We start from the raw sequence: 21,268 nt of genomic DNA on the forward strand, positions 1-21,268 counted from the left end.
TGACTGCGGGTCTGCGGAAGATCTCTTAGACTTTACGGATGATTGCGATTCGGAGCTTTGAGGGCGCGGATCGGGATGCGCTTTGGGCGATTCTGGAGCCGGTGATTCGCGCTGGCGAGGTCTTTGCGCTGCCGGTGGAGATGACGCGCGAGCAGGCGTTCCGGTACTTTTTGGCGGATGGGAATCGGGTTTTTGTCGCCGAAGAGGATGGTCTGTTAGTTGGGGCGTATTATCTGCGCGCGAACCAGATGGGTGGCGGGGCGCATGTTGCCAATTGCGGGTATGTGACGGCTGGTTGGGCGGGCGGCCGGGGTGTCGCTAGCGCGATGTGCAGGCACTCGCTGGAGTTTGCGAAGAGCGTGGGGTTTCGGGCGATGCAGTTCAATTTTGTGGTGAGCACGAATGAGGCTGCGGTGCATCTGTGGCGCAAACATGGGTTTCGAGAACTGGCGCGGCTGCCCGGGGCTTTTCGTCATCCGGCGCTGGGGTTTGTCGATGCGCTGGTGATGTGGCGGGAGTTGTAGTTAGATGGAGCTGCCCTGAATCGTGTTACTTCACTCACATAGCAGTGCAATTTGGCGTTCGCTTTCGGTTACGCCGGCTTGCACATCGACCCGAGAGTAAAGGTTTCCGGCTTCCTGCCAGAGGGATATTGCGGTTTCTTTTTCGCCTGTGGCGGCTTTCAACAGGGCGAAACCGCGGAGGGTGTTGGCGAGGTCGAGTGTATCTGTGCCGGGATGGCGGCGATAGATTTCCAGGGCTTCGGCGTAGCCCGTGGCTGCCTCGTTGAGCCGGTTTGATTCGCGGAGAATGTCGCCGATGTGGCGGATTGTGTGGGCGAGACTCAGTGGATCGTCGACGGCGCGGTAGATCGAGACTGCTTCCTCGTAGTGAGCCAGGGAGACCTCGATTTCACCTAAGTCCCGTTCGCTTGCGCCGAGGCGCGTGAGTGATTGCGCCAGAAGGGCTTGATTGCCTTGGCTGCGGCACAGGCTGACTGCTTCGGCGTAGAGGAGTTTTGCGTCGTTGTAGCGGTAGTCTCTGCGAGCCTGGTAGCCCTGTTTCAGAAGCGACTCGGCGTTGCTCGTCATGACAGCGAAAGCTTAGCATGGCCGCGACAGGCTGCGGGAAGATTCGCTTGCCAAAGATTCGGCCAGTGGGCCAGTTTGAAAATGGACTAACCCTCAGGGGCTAAAGCCCTTTTATATTGCGGGGCTTAATGTACGGGCTGAAGCCCGTACTCTTCAGATTGACCCACCAAGATTCGCTCTCCCTTGACATTCGACAGGAGCAGGCGTCATGCTCTTGTCGAGAACCGAGGGGAGTCGAGGGAAGATGGCGACGTCAAACGATTTGCTGCAAGGCACGCTGGATCTGTTGATCCTGAGGACGCTGGCGCTGGAGCCGATGCATGGCTGGGGGATTGCGCTGCGCATTCAGCAGCTCTCGAAGGAGGCGCTGCAGATCGGGCAGGGATCGCTTTATCCGGCGCTGCACCGGCTTGAGTATCGGGGATGGATCAAGGCGGAATGGGGGGCTTCGGAGAACAATCGCAAGGCAAAGTTCTATTCGCTTACAAGGACGGGCAAGAAGCAACTGGATGCGGAGATGGAGAACTGGGACCGCATTGCGGGTGCGATTGCGCTGGTGTTGAAGGGGGCTTAGAGCATTTTAGGAAACGGTGTCAACGGAACAGCAATGCTCGCGTGGCCTTTCTATCAAGGAAAGGCCACTCTTCACCACTCTTTATGGCCCATACTATTTCCTAAAATGCTTTAGATTCCGTCAGAGTTTTGGCGGGGAGACTGCGTCGTTTTCAACCCAATAACTGTTTCTGGCCGCTAATTCGAGGTTGGGGTAGTTTTTCAGGGTCAGGCTCACGGCGTGCAGGCCGGTGTGTGGCGACTCCGGGTGGAAGCTCAGCATGTAGCGGTTGGGGACGTGGTTGGAGATGGTTTCCAGATCGCGCTCGAGACCTTTGGTGTCTTTAAATGGAAAGTATTCGCCGCCGGTCAGCTCGGCTACGGTTTCAGGGACATTGCGCTGGAGGCCGCTCAAGCCTGCCAGGACGGCCATCTTGGCAAGGGCTAGCGGAGGCGCGAGCAGGCCGAGGCAGTCGTAGGCCTGATTGGCGAGTTGGCCTGCGGTTCGGCTGCTGGTGGAGGTGTCAGGATCGCCGGGTTGGGAGTCGGTCACGGCCGGGGTGTCTTTGCCCATGCAGCCGTGGCGTGGGCCGGGTGTGTCGTCATTGAAGGCTTTGCCTGTTCGGCGTGCGGCTTCGGCCCGGATGGAAGGGAATCCCAGGCTGTAGATGGCGGTGTTGGTATCGCTGATGACGCGCAGGGCGTCTTCGAGCTTGAGCCGGCTGCCGCGGTCCTGTGTCTCGCTCAGGAGCAGGATGGCGCGGCGGTACTTTGGCGGCTGGTCCTTGAGGAGGTCAACGGAATAGCCGAGGGTATCGAGGATGGCTGCGCCGCTGTCTCCGGGGCTGAGGTTGCGGATTGCGCCTTCGAGGGGATCGTTGTCGGCGGTGAAGTCGAGGGCTAGGTTTGGCGTGCTGTCGAAGGTGACAACGGCGATCTGGCGCGGGACATCGCCAACAAGATTCTCGATCATTAGAGGCAGCGTGGGATATTTTCCGAGTTCGCGAGCGCCTGCTCCTCCGGTTTGAATGGCGACGACCAGGGCTATCGGCTCTTCGCCCGTGTTCTCTTCGAGCGTGAGTGGCTGACGGACGCCGTCGTCGGTGAGGGTAAAGTCGCTGGCCGCGAGGGTGAAGACAGGTTCACCGCTTTTCGTGGTGACCATGGCGGGGACGAGGACGATCGTGGAATTGGCGGTAATGACGGGAGATTGTTGTGTGGGAGGTGTTTGCGCCTGCGCGAATGCGAAATGAGCAAACGGAATGAAGAGGAGAGCAACAGTGAGGCGTAACCGGATCATCAGCTACCTCCAGGCCCTGCTTGTTCGTTGGACGGAGTTTAGCGTGACGGAGTTGCTGATGGGTTGTTCTTTTCCTGTGCCGCACGAAGGTGGGGGATTCCGTTCCCAATGCGGGAATTGTGGGGCTCTCTATGGCGAGAGTCCAAAGGACTTAGTCAAAAAAACTGGCCTCTGACAAGGCAATCGCATAATGGGCTACTTGGCGGCTGGGCCTAGTTTGAAGAGAAAGCCGATACGGGCTACGCGTGGGGTGCCGAGGGTCAGGGTTGGAGTGCGGCCGACTTCGATCTGGCGATTGAGGAGGTTTTCGCCGGAGGTGAATAGCTCGATGCGCTTGCCGAAGTCGTGGGAGGCGTAGGCGTCGAGTTTGAAGTAGCTGTGGAGCAGATAATCGTTGGCGTCGTCGTCGAACTGGTGGCCGCTTATGCGGGCCTGGAGGCTGATAGTGCCGATTGAGTCGCGATAGGCGCGGAGTTGGGCCGACGCCATGTTGTGGGCTACCTGGGGAATCCAGTTGCCGGCGGGGGCGTCGCCGGTGCCTTTGGTGACGTCGGCATTGGTGTATTGGTAGCCGCCCTGGAGGGCCATCCAGCGGGTGGGTTGCACCTCGAGGTCGAGGGAGACGCCGCGGCTTTCGATCTGGCCGAGGTTTTCGCGCTTGAGCTGCATGGGGTTCGAGGTGGTGTTGATGGTGAGGGAGGTGATGGGGCGGTTGACCTGGGTCCAGAAGTAGCTGGTGCGTACGGTTCCCCAGCGCTGCTCCATGGCGATGCCGGTTTCCCAGCCGGTGGCGCGTTCGCTGAGGAGGTTGTTGTTGGGCAGGGTGAGCAGGCTGCCGACCTGGGTGGAGCGGTAGAGTTCGTTGGCGGTGGGGGCGCGATAGGCGCGGAAGCCGGAGCCGGTGAGCGCGAAGTGCTCGCCTATCTTGCGAGCGATGCCGAGGCGGGGGTCGAAGACATGCTGGGCGATCTGCGGCTCGGGGGTGGCGGTTGGGAGCCATTGCTGTCCGTCGAAGTTGTTGAACCAGTCGACGCGGCCTGAGCCGCTGATGGTCCATGCTTTTCGGCTCCATAGCAGTTCGGCGTAGGCGCCGGTCTGGCGCTGGCGGTCGTTGAGGTTGACGTAGGAGAGATTTCCGGATTTGATGACGGATTCGAAGTCGCCGGCGCGGACGTCGTGCGTGTCTGCTCCGGCGAGGAAGAGCAGCGCGGGCGTGATGGGCTTGCTCCAGTGGAGGACGAGGCCCATTTCGTCGTCGGGGGTCTTAGCGAAACGGTTCAAGATTTCAGAGTTGCGATTGGTGGCGATGGTCGAAAAGGTCTGGCGGTAGTGCTGGGCTGAGCCGTAGGCGCGGAAGGTGAGCGTGCTGCCGTTCAGGAATCCGTCGCCGGTTGGCTTCCAGTCGCTGCCGGTAGAGAAACGCCATAGGCGCGTGCCGTTTTTCTGGACTGGGGTGCCGTTGTTGCGGGCTTCGTTCATTGCGGAGCCGCGCAGGAAGAGGCGTAACCCGCCCCGTTGATGATCGATGAGCGCCAAGCCGTTCTGGGCGTGGACGTTGGATGGGACGTCGATGAGGCCGCGCTGGTTGGGTGCGGTCAGGATGTAGCCGTCGGTGCCGAGAATGCCGCCGGTGGCGAGCGCTCCCCAGGGGCCGTGCTTGCCCTCGAGGAGCAGGCTGGTGTCGTAGGTGTCTTCGGAGCCGTAGTCGGATTTCAGTTCGGCGAGGTTGCCTGCGGGGTGCTCCTGCATGACGTTGATGACGCCGCCGATGGCTGAGGAGCCGTAGAGGTCGCTGGCGCCGCCGCGGACGACTTCGACGGAGTGGATGGAGAGCTCGGGTAGCTCTTCCCAGTGGATCCAGCCGGCGAAGGCGTCGTTGAGGGGGATGTCGTCTTCGGTGACCAAGGTGCGGCTGGCCGATGTAGACCCGAGGCCGCGCAGGCTGATGCCCTGCGAGGATGGGTTGGCGACGAGCGAGCTGGAGCGGCGGAAGGTTTCTGCGCCGGGGATGAGGCGGAGCTGGCCGTCGAGGGTGATCGCGGCGGATTGCTGGAGGTCCTGGGTGGTGAGCGTGCGGGTGCTGGCTGGGCTTTCGAGTTCGCCGAGCGGGGTGCGGTATGCGGTGACGGAGACTGTGTCCTGGACGGGCGGGATGACGCTGGCGGGAGCCGGTGGGGTGGTGGGTTGCTGAGTGTATTCGATGCGAGCGTCGATGGCTGGCCGGTCTACGGGAATAGGTGGACCAGTATCGGATACTGGGCCTGAACTCCTAGGGTCAATGGCCAGAGCTATCCTCGAGCCGTCGCGCCACTCCGTGTTAGTCGGATTGAAACCCCTGGCGAAGATGCGGACGCTGCAAGGTGCAGCGCAAGTGAGCGTGAGTTGGCCGGAGGCGTCAGTGACGCCGAGGAGCTTGCCGGTTGCGGTATCGCGAATCTCTGCGCCGGGGATTACCGCTCCAGTTTGATCTACGACTAGGCCGGTGATTTGCTTCAGAGCTTGCGCGGTTCCGTCGTTGGCCTGAGCTTCCGCACGCGGTGATGCAAAGAAAAGAAGCGCGAGCACGCAGAAGAGCGCTGCCAGCGCGACGCTGACTCGGTAGAGAGGCGGATTCGACACTTTCGCGCGCAGGGCGGCGTTCGCGTCTAACATTTTTCGGAAATCCTCTGCTTACTGGGACAGGTCTTTCAATAATTGTGACATGGTTTTCCGGAGTTCCGGGTGAATCAGGTCCGGTGCGATCTCGGCCATGGGTATGAGTACAAAAGAGCGCTGCGCCATGCGTGGATGAGGCAACTGGAGGCTGTGGGTTTTTATGATGCAGTCGCCGTAAAGGAGCAGGTCGAGATCGAGGGTGCGCGGTCCGTTGGGGATGCCGTGCGAGCGATCGCGGCCGAAGGTGCGTTCGATTTCGAGGAGATGGTCGAGGAGGATCTGGGGTCCGAGTGCGGTTTTGAGTGCGATGGCGGCGTTGAGGAAGACGGGTTGTTCGGCGTATCCGACTGGCTCGGTGGGGTAGTAGGAGGATTGGGCTAGGAGGCGGCCCAGTTCGGCGAGCTGGAGGATGGCCGCATCGAGAGTCTGGCTGGGAGACCCCGCAGAGCTGGGAAGGTTGGAGCCGAGGGCGATGTAGGCGGTTTCCATGCTGGTTAGGGGGCGTCAGGCCGGGTTGGCAAATTCGGTGGATTTGCGTTTTCCGCCGAAGGTGCGGTTGAGGAAGCGGACAGTGGGGCGTTCGCAGTAGAGGTGAAGGACGACGGCCAGAAGGAGCGAGATGGAAACGCCGAGGAATGCGCCGGTGGCGGTCTGGCTTCTGAGCCAGTGGAGGCGCGCGCCGAAGAAGCGGTCGAGAGAGTATTCGCAGTAGGGGTGAATGAGGTAGAGGATGTAGCTGGCGTCGCCGACCAGAACGAGCGAGCGGAGCCGCGTGTCCCAACCGGCCTGAGAGAGCAGGCTGGCCGTTGTGACCAGCAGGAATGCCGGAACGCCGAGAGTGAGAACGCGGGAGCTGTTGAAGGGAAAGATGTCGCGAGGGAAGATTCCCTGGATGGCAATGAGCAGGAGAGCGCTGGTGACGCAGAGGACGAGCGCGGGCACTCGAAGGCTGTGAGCTTTCTGGTCGGAGACGGCGCGGCAGAGGTAGTAGCTGAAGATGCCGAGGAGAAACTCGAGGACGATCTCACGGGAGTAGAAGCGTGCGAGTACATTGTTGGCTGCGAAGGGCATGCACGCGACCATGGTGAGCAGGACGATGGCTCCGCCGAACCAGACCGCGTGACGCTTGTGGATGAGCAGGCCGATGGCCAGGGCGAGATAGAAGTACATCTCGTAGTTGAGACTCCAGCCTATGAAGAGGAGAGGCTGGATGAGTCCGCTGCCCTTGGTGAACGGGATGAACAAGAGGCTTTTGAAGAGATCGACGACGTCAGCCCGGGTTGCGCCCATCAGTTGAGGAATGCGCATCGCGATGAGGTAAAGCAGGATGGTGCAGCACCAATAAGGCGGCACGATGCGCAGGACGCGGCGGCGAAAGAAAAAGTCGCTACTGGAATCACTGGATGGGTCAAGGATGCGCGCCATGATGAAGCCGCTTATCACAAAGAAGACGTCGACGCCGAATGATCCGAATGGGCGCAGAAACGGGAATGCAAAGCCGGTGTGGAAGACGACCACGACAGCGGCGGCAAAGGCGCGGAGAACCTGAATGTTGTTGAGCTTGACGGTGTTCTTCATAAGGGCAAGGAGCAGAGCACGGAACTCAGCGAACTGGATCTCTTCTGTTTTCAACATAGCATTCGCAGCTCAGGCGGCCGGATTTTACCGTCTGCGAGAAGACACGATGGTCATGCGTTCGAACGTCGCAGCGAGGGCAGTCGCGGATGCCGAAAAGGAGATGCGGATTCTTGTGTTCGGGCAGATGGGGGGCGTGGTTTAATCGCTGGCAAGTTTCCCCAAGAGTCCTTTGCGCCTGGAGAAGGGAATCGCGCGGCGATTTGCGTTATTAAGGGCGAAGAGAGAACTGGAATTGACAAGGGAAGGTGTGCCCAAGCTGGCACGGGGACGGAGGCGCAATGAGCGATGCGAAGACCACGGAAGCGGTGCTGGGAGAGTTGCCGGACGAGTCGTATTGCCGGCGACTAGCCGAGCTTCTGTTTCCCGATGAGGTGTGGATCGAGGGAAAGCCCTATACCAAAGCCGCACTCGAGACTGCGCTCGCGAAGGAGGAGAACAAAGAACTGTTGCAGCGGCTCGTTCAACTCTGTTTTCTGCAGAGTGGGAGTGTTGTCGATGACTCGGTGGAGACGAAGGCTCGCCTAGTGAAGGAGGTGGTGGACAAGCAGTTCCCGACGGAGCTGCGCTTTGGGGAGATCTATTTTCGGGACGATCCCGCAGGCACGCAGAATTGGAAGAGCAGGAAAGTGAAGCTTTATGAGGCGCTGCTGAAGGATCCGAAGCTGCAACAGTTTGTGGGGGCGCGGCGGTATTACATGCCGAGCAAGTGGCTGGTGGAGCAGGAGAGAATCGCGCGTCGCCGGGGCAAGTGGGACGGGGATATTTATGAGGAAGTGGCGCGGGAGGGTCTGACCGGAGTTTGCTTTTCCGGAGGCGGGATTCGAAGCGCGACCTTCAATCTGGGAGTAGCGCAGGGGTTGGCGCAGCTTGGGATGCTGCCGTATATCGACTACCTCTCTTCGGTTTCCGGAGGGGGATATATACACGAGTTTCTGGCGGGATGGATTCTGCGCAACGGCAATAGGCGATCGGTGGTGCGGGAACTGATTCCGCAGGCGGAGCCGGGATGCCTGCCGCGATCTCCTGAACCGATCCAATGGCTGAAGCGATACGCAAGTTACCTGACGCCGTCGCGTGGGCTCTTTGGGGCGGATATGTGGACGATGTTTGCGATCTGGATGCGCAACTCGATCCTGAACCAGATTCCGATTCTGGCGAGCTTTGGAGTTGGATTGTTCCTCGTGCATTTCCTTGTGCCCCGTGCGGTCTCGGAAGACCTGTCTCTGGCCGGTTGGAGGGGAAGCTCGGCGTTGTGGTGGATTTCGGGTCTGGCCGCGCTGATTTTTGCCGTCGTGTCTCTGGTGAAGCTCTCGAAAAACCTTTTGCTGCACGAAGAGAGAGCTGCTGCGAAGGAAGGCGATTCCGCAAAGAAGCTGCTTGCGAATGGCGACGTGGTGAAGTGGATCATCTTGCCGTGGCTGAGCGGCGCGGTTTGGCTGAGTTACTGGGTTTCGGTTCATCCCGGGTTGGAATCGGGATTATTTTGGATTCCGATTCTGGTGGCATGTGTTCTGACGTTGGTGCTCACGCAGATTGTGATCTTCGCGGGCCGGGCTCCTGCGGCGCATGCGCATTATCACGAAGCTGGGAGCAGTGGGGCCGCGGGATTCTGGTTTGCGATGGCTGGATTGTTTGCGACTGCGGTCGCGTGCGCCGTCGGGTGGGGCTGTGTGCGGGCTGTCGTGGAGTTTGGATGCTTGATGGCTTCCAGAATTGGCATGGTCGGGGGGACGGCAGAGACGGCCCGGCAGGTGTTGAAATTCGCTGTGAGCGGTGTTGCAACGGATTTTCACGCGAGCCTGGAGGGTTCGCTGAATGGAGCGGGCACTGCGATGGGTGGAGTGCTGTTGGATCCCTGGCGAATTCAACTGACGCTGCTGCCTGCGTTGCTGTTGAGCGTGCCCTATGTCGCGATTGAGTTGACGCTGGGGCTGGTTGGGAGAGATTACCGGGATATGCAGCGCGAGTGGCTGGCGCGTTTGCGGGCCTGGTCGCTGTTGTATGCGTTGCTATGGGCTGGTGTGGTGGGGGTGACGCTTCTTGGGCCGTATGTGGGGTATTGGGTTGGCACATTCGGTCCTACGGGTAAGTGGAGTGCAGTGATCGGGTTTGTTGTGGCGCATCTGACGACTGTTCTTGGCGGGGCAAGCGGGAAGAGCGATGGCAAGCCGACGGACAAGGGCATTCTGGGATACAAGCCGATGGATCTGGTGGCGCTGATTGCGGCTCCGTTTGCGATGGTGAGTCTGCTGCTGGTGTTGTCGTTTGGGGCGTCGATGGGTGTGGATGCGCTGACGCATGCCCTGGAGCTATGCCCGCTAAACTTCAATTCGAAGGGGATGGCATTTTTTGCGGCGGACGCGATGTGTCTGATTGCGGCGGCGCTGATCGCGTGGCTCTTTGGAAGGCGCGTGGATATCAACGAGTTTTCGATGCACACGTTTTACAGGAACCGGCTGTCGCGGTGTTATCTCGGCGCTGTGGTTCCGGGAAGGCGGCAGCCGGACCCGTTTACGGGCTTTGATGGGCGGGGATTGGCTGAGTACGAGGGAAGGGTTCAAACGCTGCCTCCGTTTGTCACCGAGTTGTTGCCGGCGAATTACTTGCGATCTTCGACAACGGGCGAGATGGGCAGGTATGAGGGGCCGTTTCCGATCTTTTGCGCGACTCTGAATCTGACGACCGGGGAAGATATGGCGACGCAGGAGCGGAAGGGGACGAGCTTTGCCTTTACGCCGATGTACTCCGGTTACAGCGTGGGATGGACGGATGGCGTAAACGAGAATGTAAGTTTCAACGGGTATGTTCCTACGGACTTCTATGCTTATCCGAAGGACAAGGGCCAGCAGCGCGGCGGGATTCACGTGGACTCGGCAGTGGCGATATCGGGAGCGGCGGCGAATCCGAATATGGGGTACAACACGAATCCGGCGCTGGCGTTTCTGATGACGCTGTTTAACGTGCGGCTGGGGTGGTGGATTTCGAATCCGCGCAGGAAGGATATGTGGGCGGCGGGCAAAGGCCGGGCGACGCCTAAGTTCGCATTGCTGAGCCTGTTTCAGGAGTTGTTCGGGGCTGTGGGGGACGATGCGGCTTATGTGAACCTGAGCGACGGCGGCCACTTTGAAAATATGGGTCTGTATGAACTGGTGCGGCGGCGCTGCCGGTTCATCGTGGTGTGTGACGCGGAGGAAGATGCCGATATGTCCTTCGGTGGCATGGGCATGGCGATCACCAAGTGCCGCGCGGATTTTGGAGCGGAGATTGATCTGGATTTAAGGCCTCTGCGGATCGATCCTGAAACCGGGTATAGCAAGACGCATTGCGTGGTGGGGACGATTCGGTATCCTCCGCCGTGGGCTTCGGTGGTAGATACCCCGGATAAGAGAACGGGCTGCGGATGCCTGGACGATGATGAGACTGATCTCTTTACAGGGGTGATCGTGTATATGAAGTCTTCGCTGGTGGGGGATGAGCCGCCGGATCTGCTGGCGTATCAACTGAAGTCGCCTACGTTTCCGCAGGATTCGACGGCGAACCAGTGGTTCACGGAGTCGAAGTTCGAGGCTTATCGCAGGCTAGGTCATCATGTGGCGATGACGACGATCAAGCCGGCGCTGCCGCCAACCGAGACTGAGGTTGGCGATCGGGCGCAGATTGAGACGCTGTTTGAGCGGATGTATGCGATCTGGTATCCGCGGACGCCGGAGATGGAGAAGTATCTTGGCGATCACATGAAGCTGTATGAGGCGATTTTGAAGGAGCTTCGCGAGCGTAAGGAGCTGGTGGGGCTGGAGGCTGCGCTGACTGATCCGAGGCCGGTGACGGAAGCTGCGCTGGTGGGGTGGATTGCGCCCGGCGTCGATCTGCAGAGCAGGCTATATCCGGGGCAGTTTGCGAGTTCACTGTTGGACTTTATGTATACCGTGTACACGGATCTGTTGCTGGCGTTTCCGGATAACCGAGTTTCGCCGCATGCGGAGTGGTGGATCTGCCTCTTCCGGCGATGGTGCCGGGTGACGCTGGTGCGGGATGCGTGGACCCGCCATGCGCCGATGTATTCGGTGGAATTCCGGCTGTTTGCGCGGCGGGAGCTTGGGTTGCCGCCGGTGGCTGGGGTGATTGAGTAGCGCCCTAGCCTGCGGAGGATTCGCGGGGCTTTTCGGCGGCGCGCAGGGCTTCGTGGATGATCATCTTGAGATAGGTCTGGTAGCGGAGGCCGCGTTCGGCTGCCTGCGTGCGGGCCTTGGCTATATCTTCGGGGTCGAGGCGGATGGTGGTGGTGGGCAGCGGTCGAGGCTGCGGTGCCGGAAGGCCGCGTTCGGCGAGGAGGCGCGCGACTCCGCCGCGCTTTAGACGACCCTCTTTGGCCGCCCTTTCAAACTCATCCGAGAGCTTCTCGCGGTTGTCGAACCACCACTTGGCTTCTTCGGCTTCGGTTGCGAATTTAGGGATTTTCAGATCCGTCATTCCATCCTGCCTTCGTTTTCAGGTAGAGCAGTTTGTCGCGGCTCTCGGCGTCGAAGGCGGTGACGACTCGCATCTTCTCACTGCGTAGTGTGATGATCACCGTTAGGATGCGTCCGCGCTCTGTTTCACCGAGGTAGGTCCAACGCTCTTCGCCGTTCCTATCTGGATCGAAGTTGACCTCCAGCGGATCGCCGAGAAGAACCTGCTCGGCTTCTTCCGGAGTTACTTCATGGTCGGCGATGTGGCCGATGTTTGCGTCGTCCCAGTCAAAAATTGAGTCTGAATTCTGAAGAGAATTGGGCATCGAATCTCCAAGCGGCAGAGCTTAGTTTGGCCATCGGTATTCGAGCCATAGCGAATCCTCTTAGAGGCCGCATCAGAATCTCTCGTTCAGTGTAGCTACGTTGCAGCTATTTTGCAATTACTGACGAAGTTCTACTACCGTCGCGCCGGCGCCGCCTTCCTGGTGGGTGGGTTCCTGGATGCTGGCTACGTGGGGGTGGGTGCGGAGGTATTCGCGGAGGGCGCGGCGCAGGATGCCCATGCCGGTGCCGTGAATGACTCGGACTCTGGGAAGGCCCGCTAGGAATGCTTGATCTAAGTATTTTTCGAGGTCGTTGGTGGCTTCGTCGACGGTGCGGCCGATGAGGTTGATTTCGGACTTCATATCGTCTGAGCCGCTGCTGGTTACGGTGACGCGGACGCCCTTCTGACGGGCTACGGCGTCGAGCGGCTTTTCGGATACGAGCGGCTTGCCTGCGGGGGCGACTACTTCGGCGATGTCGTCGCGCTTGATGCGCATTTTGAGTGCGCCGAGGGCTACTTCGTAGAGGTCCTTTTCGACTTCGCGGGCGATGGTGGCGATCTTGTTCATGCTCTTGATGCGGATCTGGTCGCCGATGGAGATGTGTTTGACGAGGTGCGGCTGGGCGTTGGGGTCGCCCTGGTCTGCGCCGTGCTTGTGGGCTACGACGGTGGAGTTGAACTGCTCTTCGAAGTCGCGGCGCAGGCGCTGGATGCGGCGCTCGGATTCTTTGGAGAGCTTGAGCTGCCCGGCGCGGTCTTCGATGGCGTTGACGGTCTGGCGCATTTGGAATTCGAAGTCTTTGAGGAGCGAGCCGAGCTTCTGTTCGAGTTCGCGAGTGCGCTTTTTGAGTTCGACGTCGCCTTCGCGGGCGAGGCGGGCGCGCTCCTGATTGAGGGCGTACTGCTCGGCGCGAGCGGCTTTGCGGTCGGCTTCAAGATCGGTGAGCTGGCGGTGCAGGTTTTCGAGAAATCGGCCTATGTCGGCATGTTGGGTGCCGAGGCGTTCGCGGGCTGAGGCTACGATGGCGGCGTTTAGGCCGAGGCGCTCGGCGGTCTGGATGCCTGCGCTGGCTCCGGGGATGCCGAGGCGGAGCTGGTAGTTGGGGATGAGGGTGGTTTCGTCCACGCCTGCGGCGGCGTTGAGGACGCCTGGGGTGTTGGCAGCGTAGACCTTGAGGCTGGTGTGGTGGGTGCTGATAAGCGACCACGCGCGGGAATTGAGGAAGTAGGCAGCGACGGCGACGGCGAGAGCGGACCCTTCGTCGGGGTCGGTGGCGGAGCCGAGTTCGTCGAGCAGGATGAGCGCCGATGGGCTGGCGAGGTGCGAGATGCGGTCGAGATTGACGATGTGAGCGCTGAAGGTGCTGAGCGCCTGTTCGATGGATTGGGCGTCGCCGATGTCGGCCAGGAAGGCGTCGAAGACGGGCAGGGTCGCGGCTGCGGCGGGGACTGGGATTCCGGACTGGGCCATGAGGGCGCAGAGAGCGGTGGTCTTGAGGGTGACGGTTTTGCCGCCGGTGTTGGGGCCGCTGATGATGAGCTGGCGGGCTGCGGATTCGAGCTGGAGGGTAAAGGGGACGATGCGTCCGCCGCTGGTGCGCAGGCGCTTTTCGAGGAGCGGATGGCGGGCGGATTCGAGGCGGAATAGTTCAGTAGAGAAGATGGGGCGGGTGCAGTCGTAGTCGATGCTGAAGCGGGCGCGGGCCTGGAGTGAATCGACGAGAGCGAGGACGCGCGCGCCAGCGACGAGCGACTCGGCGTAGGCGCCGACGAGGCGCGTCAACGCTACAAAAATGCGGTGGATTTCGGCTTGTTCTTCTTCGAGGAGGCGAACGAGTTCGTTGTTCTGTTCGATGGTTTCGAGCGGTTCGACGTAGACGGTTTGCCCGGAGGAGCTTGCGCCGTGGACGACGCCGGAGACGCGGCGCTTCTGTTCGGCTTTGACGGGGATGACGAAGCGGTCGCCGCGGATGGTGATGAGGTCGTCCTGGGTCTGGTTGTCTGCGGAGAGGCGGCGCAGGGCGGCGCGCAGGCTCTCTTCAATGACGCGCTGCTGGCGCTGCTGTTCGTTGCGGATGCGGGACAGCTCGGGGCTGGCGTCGTCGGCGAGGGTGCCGTCGGGGAGGAGCTTGCGCTGGATCGACTCGGCGAGGGGGCTGAGGTTTTGGGTGAGCGCGGCGGAGATATCTTGCAGGCCGGGTATTACGGTCGCGGCGGAGGCGGGCGGGTTGCGGAGCAGGGATTGCCAGGCGGCGACGTCGTTGGCGAGGCGGGCGATGGACTGGAGTTCGTCGGGCTCCAGGGCCGCTTCGGGGATCTGGGATTTGGCGGCGAGCTGTGTGGGGTCTAAGAGGCCACCGAGCGGAATGGTGACGCCGGTGCTGAGGAGCGTGCGTACTTCGCCGACGAGTTGATGCTGCCGGTCGATCCATGGCTGGTTGGTGGAGGGAGTGAGGCTGGAGATAGACTCGCGGCCTACGCGAGAAACCGAATAGCCAGCTACCAGGGCGAGAAGAGGTTGCCACTCCAGGGCCGTGGCGTCGAGGTGGGTGACCGGGGCGGGGATGGGGTCGAGTAAGGCTTTGGTTTCCGGGATGAAAGCGGCAGACGACATAGGTCTATCGTAGCGCCGGGAGGTTCCCTCGACGGATTTGCAGAGCCCGAACCTGCAAATCTCAGTCGTCTGTCGATTGGCGAATCGCTAGTGACCTGAATCAGGGGTACGTGGAGGTTTCGGGTGATGTGTCAGGGATGTAGGTCGCTGAAAAGCAGATCCTTCACTACGTTCAGGATGACAAGCTTCAGGATGACAAGCTTCAGGATGACAAGCTTCAGGATGACAAGCTTCAGGATGACAAGCTTCAGGATGACAAGCTTGTGTTGTGAACTTTCGGCTCAAGACGCTAGGTGGCAAGTATTTGCTGCGGTGTTGAGGTGCCGCTCAGGACGGCTACGTCGCCGCGGCCTCGGCGGCCTACCTGATTGAACCAGAGGGACTGCTGGAGGTTATTAGCCGCGTTGGTCCAGTCCTGGGCGTTGATGAACTTCAGGGTGTTGACGAATTGCGCAAACCTGGGCTCGCCCATGTTGAAGACCAGATCGGTGAGGACCATCTGCGGGATGTCCGGGAGGTTGTCGAAGATGGGGACGAGCTTGGTGGCCCCGGCGATAGCGCTGTTGATGGTGATGGTGAGCAGTTGGTCGACCTGGTCAGGTGTAATGTTGACTGCGCCGGTGAGAACGGCGTTGAAGTCGAGGCCCAACGCTTCGATGGTCGCTTGCGCGCCTGCTGCTACGAGGTTGAAGCCGACGCCGATGGTTGGGTTGCCTTTGGGCGTGTCGCCGGGGTTGAGTGGCGTGCCCGTGGCGTCGTCGTAGGACTGGAGCCGGGTTGATTCCCAGTGTGTGATCCACTGCTTGGTCAGGGCGAGGTCCATCGGATTCTCCTGCGCACAGGCTCATATTTTGAAGCTACGGGAGTGCAGGGAAACAATAACATACCAGCTAAGTTCCAATGCATGGTTCATGTATTTGTCAATCACGAAGGGCGTTATGAGTGGGGAAGCAGGCTGGAGGACTCCAAAACCAGAGGAGCCTCCATCTGTTGCGGAATGCCGTTGACCATCAGCGGTTTGAACCGAAGCGTGAGTGCGCGAAATACCGCAGCATCTTGAAGGCCGAAGTGGTCTGAGCTATCGCTGTAGGCTTCGCGCACCTGTCCGCGGCGATCGGTACGGATGTACACCGTGGTGGGGGTTTCGCTCGACGCTCTCTGGCTCACGGGTAAAAGCGTCTTGCCGGAAGCGATGTCCAGAAGGGATTCCGCGGTGTTCCTGGGGACAAGCATGGTTCGAATTTGCTTCTCCGGTGGGGTGAATTCGGCGGCTCTGAGCAGAGAATAGTCTGATTTCCGGAGTGATTCGAGCTGGATAACCCGGCTGCGGACGAGTATGTTTGCGGGCAGGTCATTGACCAGGGTTCTAGCGATCTGTTGGGCGCCGAAGGGCGCGAAGTCGTCAAACCAGACTGACCGGGTGAACTCGACGCCGCTTGCGATTCTTGGCTCGATGTCCTGGAAGCAGATTTGAGCGGAGGCCGTGTCTTCAGCGGACGCACCCGGAATAGCCGGGCTGGAAATGCAGGCATGGGATTGAACGCCAATCGGCACGGCACCTGGCACCCTGCGAAGGAAGGATGCCTTGGGAACCGGATCGAGGATCGCGTCCACGAAATTCTGTATCCAGCGGGGGTAAAAGTCTCCGGCGTCGTGCTCCTCGATTACGGAGCCATTTACGATGCGGGTCTGACTGAAATCGCGGGAGCGAATGACGATGCGGTAGGTGATCGGGTTGAGCCAATAGATTTCAACCTCGGCCCGCATATTTTCAAAGCGCAAATTCAAGGCGCGCTCGTCGATGCCGTGCGCAACTGCGACGTCGCGCGCGGGAGGGGAGATATCGAGGACCAGATGAAATGGCTGGTCGCCTTCGCTGAGTGAGCAAAGTCGAAGAGCACGATCCACGGCTACGGCGTTCGGAAGCGTAGGGGAATTGGACGGGAAGAGTTCTTCCCAGGAACAACCGCACAGCGAACTCACTGCAATGGCCGCGCTGCCCAAGCCAATTACCCAGGCGTTTCGGCGCATACTGTGGATGTTAGCACTGGTATTTGTCAATGAAATGGGTAGTTACCAACGATTTGGTCGGTAACTACCCATGCGAAATGTGGAACAACAGGCGGATTAGTTGCGTATTTCACCTGCAGTCGTAAGTCTTCCGGAGGGTCCGGAACGATGGGAGGCGCTTATGTATTGCAGCGGCTGTGGTCAGGCTTTGGTGGCCGGACAGGGGTTTTGTCCTCGATGTGGCCGGGCGAGTGGTCTGGGGATGCCGGTTGCGCAAGATCCGAATCTGTATGGCGCGAGTTTTCGCGGTATGGTTTCGGTGGCAACGGTAGAGCGCCGCGTTAATGCGCTGGCAGTTGGCTGGTTTATCTACGCGGGATTGGTGGCGCTCACCGGGCTGATTGGCCTCGCCTTTGCGCACGCCTGGATGGGCGGACACATGGGTGGTTTCGGACCTTGGTCAGGGCATGGGTTTGGGCATAACTTTGGCGGTGGTCCAATGGCTCCGTTTTTCTTTTTGAGATTTGCGCGGGTCGTGCTCTTTGTGCGGGTGGCGTTGGCGCTCGCAGCAGGTGTGGGCCTGATGCAGAAGGCCACATGGGGTCGCTGGGTGGCGATTGTGGCCGGGTGCCTGGCGATTTTTCACCCTATCCTCGGGACGGCTCTAGGGATCTGGACGCTGGTGGTGCTGTTGAATGCACCCAATGCGGCTGGATATGAGGCGATGGCGCGGTAAAGGCAGGGATCAGGGAGTAAAGACCAGGCAACAGGCAGGTCGGCTGAGGATTAGAATTAAAGGATGGATTTTCCTTTGATTCGCATGCGCCGGACACGCAGGACAGAGGCGCTTCGCTCGCTGGTGCGAGAGACACGCCTGGAGCCTGGACAACTTATCTATCCGCTGTTTATCTGCTCCGGTGAGGGCGTGCGGAAAGAGATTAGTTCGATGCCGGGTGTCTTTAATCTGAGCGTCGACGAGGCGGTGAAAGAAGCGGAAGAGGCTGCGCAGCTTGGGCTGGGCGGCCTCTTGTTGTTTGGGCTGCCGGAGAGCAAGGACGAGCAGGGGACGGGCGCGTGGGACGATCATGGGATCGTGCAGCAGGGGCTAAGGGCCTTGAAGGCCAATGCCGCTTCAAAGAGGCTGGTGCTGATCGCCGATGTCTGCCTTTGCGAGTACACCAGCCATGGGCATTGCGGCATGGTTGTCGAAACGGCGGACGGCTATGACGTTGAGAACGATGCCTCTGTGGATATTCTGGGGCGGACGGCGGCGAGCCTGGCGAAGGCTGGCGCGGATGTGGTCGCTCCCAGCGACATGATGGATGGCCGCGTGGCGGAGATTCGACGCGCGCTGGACGATGAGGAACTGGAGCAGACGCCGATTTTGAGCTATGCCTCGAAGTTTGCTTCGGCGTTTTATGGACCGTTTCGTGAGGCTGCCGACTCAGCGCCCCAGTTTGGCGACCGGCGCAGCTACCAGATGGATGGCGCGAATGTGCGCGAGGCGATGCGCGAGATTGAGTTGGACCTCGGCGAAGGCGCGGATATGATCCTGATGAAGCCGGCAATGCCGTATCTGGATGTAATTCGCGCGGCACGGGACCGGTTTGAGGTGCCGATGGGCGCGTATCAGGTTTCCGGCGAGTATTCGATGCTGCAAGCGGCGTTTGCGAAGGGCTGGCTGGAACCGGAACGGGCGATGCTGGAGTCGCTGATCGGGATTCGGCGGGCTGGGGCGGATTTTATCGTGACTTACTTTGCTAAGGATGCGGCAAAGGTGCTTTAAGTGCAGGGAGCAGGAACTAGAAAAGCAAGGGTTTTGTGCTCCATCGGCGATAGAAACTGGCTAGAGTTCCGGGCTGATATTCTTCGTGGCGGATGCGCGCCAAGCCTCAAGGCGCGTTCAAACAAATCCGGTGGCGGGAGATTTTGGTTTGAGCTGGTCACGAAGAGGATTTCTGAAGTCGCTGTCACGGACGGCGCTGGTGCTTTCGCTTGAGGATGTGCTTCGGCTGGCTCGGCCCGTGTTTGCGCAGGCTCCCGGACAGCAGAAGCCTGCGGCGGGGATGGAACGGCCTGCGTATGAGGCGCAGCCGAAGGCGGTTGCGCTGAACTCGCCGATTGCCGGAACGCCGCTGGGGTTGAGTTTTGTGGACGTGGCCAAGTCTTCCGGGCTCAATGTTAAGACGATCTACGGCGGCGAACACAAAAATAAGTACCTGCTTGAGACGACGGGCTGCGGCGTGGCCTTTTTTGACTACGATCAGGATGACTGGCTGGATATCTTTCTCGTCAATGGCTGGCGGCTCGAAGGTTTTTCCAAGGGGCAGGAGCCGGCTTGCCACTTATTCAAGAACAATCGCGATGGGACGTTTACGGATGTTACGGCGAAGTCTGGCATTACGCGCACCGGATGGGGTCAAGGCTGCTGTGTGGGCGACTATAACAACGATGGGTGGAATGACCTGTTTGTTAGTTATTACGGGCAGAATGCGCTGTATCGGAACAACGGCAATGGAAATTTCACCGATGTTACGAAGGAAGCCGGGCTGTGGCAGGATAAGTTGCGGTGGAACTCGGGGTGTGCGTTTCTGGATTACGACAAGGATGGGCATCTCGATTTGTTCGTTGGGAACTACATCGACTTCGATGTGAAGACGGCTCCGCTGCCTGAGGATGCGGGCTGCGCTTACAAGGGAATTACGGTAGCGTGCGGGCCTCCGGGGTTGCTGGGCGGGAAGAATCTGCTGTATCGCAACAACGGAGATGGGACCTTTCGCGATGTGAGCCAGAAGGCTGGCATGTGGGACACGATCGGGACTTACGCCTTGTCGGTAGCGGTCGGCGATATGGATAACGATGGCTGGCCGGATATCTATGTGGCCAACGACTCGACGGCTGCGACTTACTACCAGAATCAGAAGGACGGGACTTTCAAGGATGTGGCCATCGAGGCGGGGATTGCCTATTCACCGGATGGCAAGCCGCAGGCCGGCATGGGCGTGGCGATTGGAGATTTCAATCGCGATGGACTGCTGGACATTGTGAAGACCAACTTTGCCGGAGATACGGACTCGCTATATCTGAATCTTGGAGACGGGACGTTTGAGGATCACACATACTTATCGGGGCTTGGCGTCAACACGCGCTATCTGGGATGGGGCGTGGGTTTTCTGGATATGGATAATGACGGCTGGCTGGACATACTCATTTCCAATGGTCATGTGTATCCGGAGGTAGATGGGACGCAGATTGACGCTCCGTATGCGGAGCATAAGTATCTTTACCGGAACTTGCACAATGGGCAGTTTGAGGAAGTTACCAAACTAGGTGGTCCGGGGATTACCGATGCGGCGGCTGCGCGTGGCTGTGCCTTTGGCGACTACGACAATGATGGGCGCATTGACGTAGTGGTGAACTGCGTCAACAGCGGGCCGCAGTTGCTGCGCTGTGACTGGACGAGCGATACGACGCGGAATCGAAACTGGATCAAGATTCGCACTGTGGGGACGAAGAGTAATCGCGCGGGGATTGGAGCGCGAATAGCGGTCACGGCGAAGGTTGATCCGAAATCGCCTAAACCAATGGTGCAGATCGACGAGGTTCGGTCGGGCGGGAGCTATTATTCGCAGAGTGATTTGCGGGTGCATTTCGGGTTGGATCAGGCGAAGAAAGTGGACTCGCTTGAGATACGCTGGCCTTCGGGGACGGTGGATGTGTTAAAAGACCTGGATGTGAATCGGCTGTATGTTGTCCAAGAGGGTGGGAAGATTCTCAAGACCGATGATTTTGGCGGGGGAAAAAGAAGTAAGTAGGCGTGCTGGCCGCCGGTTAGATTGGATTTATAGATGAATCACAGTTTAGGGGATTGATGGACCATACAACTCTTTGTGTTCTGGCGGTGGTGTTTCTCGCCACATTGATTCGATCGACCTTTGGTTTTGGTGAGGCACTGATTGCTGTTCCGCTCCTAGTGTTCATCCTTCCTGTTGAAGTTGCCACTCCGATTGCCGTGCTTCTGTCCATTACGGTTGCCGGCGTCGTTGTTGTACAAGACTGGAGAAAGATTCACTTCGGCAGCGCGGGTTGGATGCTGGCTCCCACCTTAGCGGGTATTCCATTAGGCATTGCACTGCTGTCCTGCGTTCACCAAAATCTGGTGAAAGCAGCCCTGGCAATGGTTATTGTCGCCTTTGCCGGATACTCACTGCTTGGCAAGAGGCCGCCAGAGCTGCGCAGCGACAACCGCATCTGGATGCTGGGTTGTGGCTTCTTTGCGGGTCTGCTTGGGGGCGCGTATGGCATGAACGGGCCTCCGCTGGTTATTTATGGAGCGATGCGCCGATGGTCGCCTCAGCACTTTCGCGCGACATTGCAAGGATACTTTCTGCCGGCGAGCATCGTGGCGATGGCGGGCTACTGGATGGCCGGGCTGTGGACTCCCACAGTGACGCGCTATTACCTGATCTCATTGCCGGTTGCGCTTCCTGCCATATTTCTTGGCCGCGTTATGAACCATCGCCTTCGGGGAGACGCGTTTCTCAAGTATGTCCATGTTGGCTTGGTTTGTATTGGGGTTCTGCTACTGATCCAGGCGTTTGGGCCATGAGAGTAGTGGTGCAGTTCAAGTTT

General features: G+C 59.6%; 17 protein-coding genes. 7 read left to right on the top strand and 10 right to left on the bottom strand.

Going from position 1 to position 21,268, the window contains the following annotated elements; all coding sequences use genetic code 11:
- The first annotated feature begins 38 nt into the window (after positions 1–38).
- The gene (locus OHL23_RS05770) at positions 39–524 is read left to right on the top strand and encodes a GNAT family N-acetyltransferase (protein ID WP_263350824.1); all 486 of its coding nucleotides are present in this window, start codon (positions 39–41) and stop codon (positions 522–524) included.
- Positions 525–554: 30 nt separating this feature from the next.
- Here OHL23_RS05770 and OHL23_RS05775 read toward each other — a convergent pair whose 3' ends face one another.
- Positions 555–1,091 carry a tetratricopeptide repeat protein gene (locus OHL23_RS05775; RefSeq protein WP_263350825.1) on the bottom strand — a complete coding sequence of 179 codons (537 nt, stop codon included), beginning with the start codon at positions 1,089–1,091 and terminating at the stop codon, positions 555–557.
- Positions 1,092–1,335: 244 nt separating this feature from the next.
- On the opposite strand from OHL23_RS05775, the gene OHL23_RS05780 reads away from it, so the two are divergent.
- Positions 1,336–1,665 carry a PadR family transcriptional regulator gene (locus OHL23_RS05780; protein ID WP_263350826.1) on the top strand — a complete coding sequence of 110 codons (330 nt, stop codon included), beginning with the start codon at positions 1,336–1,338 and terminating at the stop codon, positions 1,663–1,665.
- 120 nt (positions 1,666–1,785) lie between these two features.
- Here OHL23_RS05780 and OHL23_RS05785 read toward each other — a convergent pair whose 3' ends face one another.
- From OHL23_RS05785 to OHL23_RS05800, 4 genes are all read right to left on the bottom strand, one after another.
- Positions 1,786–2,943: a VWA domain-containing protein gene (locus OHL23_RS05785; protein WP_263350827.1), complete on the bottom strand. Its 1,158-nt coding sequence runs from the start codon at positions 2,941–2,943 to the stop codon at positions 1,786–1,788.
- 195 nt (positions 2,944–3,138) lie between these two features.
- A complete protein-coding gene (locus OHL23_RS05790) occupies positions 3,139–5,595 on the bottom strand; it encodes a TonB-dependent receptor (protein ID WP_263350828.1) in 2,457 nt (818 codons plus the stop codon).
- 18 nt (positions 5,596–5,613) lie between these two features.
- Entirely contained in the window at positions 5,614–6,087 is a 474-nt protein-coding gene (gene folK / locus OHL23_RS05795; protein WP_263350829.1) for a 2-amino-4-hydroxy-6-hydroxymethyldihydropteridine diphosphokinase, read from the bottom strand.
- A 15-nt stretch (positions 6,088–6,102) separates the two neighbouring features.
- Positions 6,103–7,233 carry an acyltransferase family protein gene (locus OHL23_RS05800; protein ID WP_263350830.1) on the bottom strand — a complete coding sequence of 377 codons (1,131 nt, stop codon included), beginning with the start codon at positions 7,231–7,233 and terminating at the stop codon, positions 6,103–6,105.
- A 281-nt stretch (positions 7,234–7,514) separates the two neighbouring features.
- On the opposite strand from OHL23_RS05800, the gene OHL23_RS05805 reads away from it, so the two are divergent.
- Positions 7,515–11,366 (top strand): patatin-like phospholipase domain-containing protein, encoded by a 3,852-nt coding sequence (locus OHL23_RS05805; protein WP_263350831.1) that lies wholly within the window; start codon positions 7,515–7,517, stop codon positions 11,364–11,366.
- A 4-nt stretch (positions 11,367–11,370) separates the two neighbouring features.
- On the opposite strand, the gene OHL23_RS05810 is transcribed toward OHL23_RS05805, so the two are convergent.
- The 5 genes from OHL23_RS05810 to OHL23_RS05830 form a co-directional block, all read right to left on the bottom strand.
- Positions 11,371–11,706 (bottom strand): hypothetical protein, encoded by a 336-nt coding sequence (locus OHL23_RS05810; RefSeq protein ID WP_263350832.1) that lies wholly within the window; start codon positions 11,704–11,706, stop codon positions 11,371–11,373.
- Positions 11,684–12,010 (bottom strand): BrnT family toxin, encoded by a 327-nt coding sequence (locus OHL23_RS05815; protein ID WP_263350833.1) that lies wholly within the window; start codon positions 12,008–12,010, stop codon positions 11,684–11,686. The genes OHL23_RS05810 and OHL23_RS05815 overlap by 23 nt, the downstream gene beginning before the upstream one ends.
- 117 nt (positions 12,011–12,127) lie before the next feature.
- Entirely contained in the window at positions 12,128–14,626 is a 2,499-nt protein-coding gene (locus OHL23_RS05820) for an endonuclease MutS2 (protein WP_263350834.1), read from the bottom strand.
- Positions 14,627–14,915: 289 nt separating this feature from the next.
- Positions 14,916–15,449: a glycoside hydrolase family protein gene (locus OHL23_RS05825; protein WP_263350835.1), complete on the bottom strand. Its 534-nt coding sequence runs from the start codon at positions 15,447–15,449 to the stop codon at positions 14,916–14,918.
- 113 nt (positions 15,450–15,562) lie between these two features.
- Positions 15,563–16,657: a hypothetical protein gene (locus OHL23_RS05830; protein ID WP_263350836.1), complete on the bottom strand. Its 1,095-nt coding sequence runs from the start codon at positions 16,655–16,657 to the stop codon at positions 15,563–15,565.
- Positions 16,658–16,898: 241 nt separating this feature from the next.
- Between OHL23_RS05830 and OHL23_RS05835 the strand changes: the two genes are divergently transcribed.
- The 4 genes from OHL23_RS05835 to OHL23_RS05850 all read left to right on the top strand — a co-directional run bounded on the left by OHL23_RS05835 (position 16,899) and on the right by OHL23_RS05850 (position 21,245).
- A complete protein-coding gene (locus OHL23_RS05835; protein ID WP_263350837.1) occupies positions 16,899–17,372 on the top strand; it encodes a hypothetical protein in 474 nt (157 codons plus the stop codon).
- 63 nt (positions 17,373–17,435) lie between these two features.
- Positions 17,436–18,422 (top strand): porphobilinogen synthase, encoded by a 987-nt coding sequence (hemB, locus tag OHL23_RS05840; RefSeq protein WP_263350838.1) that lies wholly within the window; start codon positions 17,436–17,438, stop codon positions 18,420–18,422.
- A 148-nt stretch (positions 18,423–18,570) separates the two neighbouring features.
- A complete protein-coding gene (locus OHL23_RS05845) occupies positions 18,571–20,451 on the top strand; it encodes a CRTAC1 family protein (RefSeq protein ID WP_263350839.1) in 1,881 nt (626 codons plus the stop codon).
- 56 nt (positions 20,452–20,507) lie between these two features.
- Positions 20,508–21,245, top strand: coding sequence for a sulfite exporter TauE/SafE family protein (locus OHL23_RS05850; RefSeq protein ID WP_263350840.1), 738 nt, complete (start codon positions 20,508–20,510; stop codon positions 21,243–21,245).
- Positions 21,246–21,268: the final 23 nt, after the last annotated feature.

The organism is Acidicapsa acidisoli, assembly GCF_025685625.1.
GTDB classification, from domain to species: Bacteria; Acidobacteriota; Terriglobia; order Terriglobales; family Acidobacteriaceae; genus Acidicapsa; species Acidicapsa acidisoli.